Here is a 1242-nt window from a genome sequence, read left to right as displayed (position 1 = left end):
AGGAGCTCACGATGAACACCTTGGCAGCGGACGTGAAGCGCCCGCGCTCGGAGTTCTTGATCGCGCTGGGACTGGCCGCGGGCCCCGTGGTAGCACTCGGCTTCACCCGGTTCGCTTACGCCCTGCTCCTGCCCTCCATGCGCAAGGAACTGGACTGGACCTACGCAGCCGCCGGCGGACTGAACACCGCCAACGCTCTCGGCTACATCCTCGGCGCCGGCTTCGCCGCCTGGTTCTCCCGCAAGCTGGGAGCCGCCAGAGTCTTCGTCCTCGGCATGATCATCAGCGCTCTCGCCCTCCTGGGCACCGGCCTGACCTCCGACTTCACCGCCCTGTCGATACTCCGCTTCATCGGCGGCCTCACCACCGCAGCCACCTTCGTCGTCGGCTCCGCCCTCGCCTCCCGCATCCACACCGGCGGCAAGCAGGCCCGCTCCGCCTCCCTCGTCGGCGTCTACATGGCTGGCGTCGGAATCGGCGTCGTCCTCTCCGGCATCGCCGTCCCCACGGCACTCACCGCCTGGGGTACCTCCGGCTGGCAGGCAGGCTGGATCCTCATGGGCATCCTCGCCCTCCTGGCCGTCATCCCCGCCGCCACCGCCTCCAAAGCCGTCCCCGCCCAGCCCCCCGCCCCCACCACACAAGGCAAGACGGGCCTGGGCCGCATGACCCCCGCCTTCATCTGGTACACCCTCTTCGGCGCCGGCTACGTCTCCTACATGACCTTCGTCATCGCCCTCCTGCGCGAACAAGGCCTCGGCACCTGGACCACCGCCGGCTTCTTCATCGTCCTCGGCGCCGCCTCAGCCCTCGCCACCCTCCTCATCTGGGGACGCATCATCGGACGACTCCGCGGCGGCCACGCCCCCGCACTCGTCTCCCTCGTCGTCCTCATCGGCGTCCTGCCCGTCCTTCTCTTCGACGGACTGACCGCCGCCATCATCTCCGCCATCATCTTCGGCGCCGGATTCATGGCCGGCCCCACCTCCATCACCGTCCTCGCCCGCCGCATGCTCCCCCAGCACGCCTGGACCACCGGCATCGCCTGGCTCACCGTCGCCTTCAGCGTCGGACAAGCCATCGGCCCCCTCATCTCCGGAATCCTCTCCGACACCGACGGCGGCATCGCCAAGGGCCTCTGGCTCTCCGTCATCCTCCTCGCCATCTCCGCCGCCACCGCCCTCACCCAAAAAGAAACCACCCCCACCCCCACCCCCACCCCCACCCCCACCAAGGCATAGG

At 69.3% G+C, this 1242-nt stretch carries 1 protein-coding gene; it reads left to right on the top strand.

The features are described from left to right. The coding region (locus ACZ4VW_RS32565) for a YbfB/YjiJ family MFS transporter (RefSeq protein ID WP_467968768.1) at positions 1 to 1241 on the top strand (1241 nt) is incomplete at its 5' end. Between the last annotated feature and the right edge of the window lies 1 nt (position 1242).

The organism is Streptomyces sp. NPDC029139, from assembly GCF_055564335.1.
This window is presented reverse-complemented; position numbering and strand designations above follow the sequence as displayed.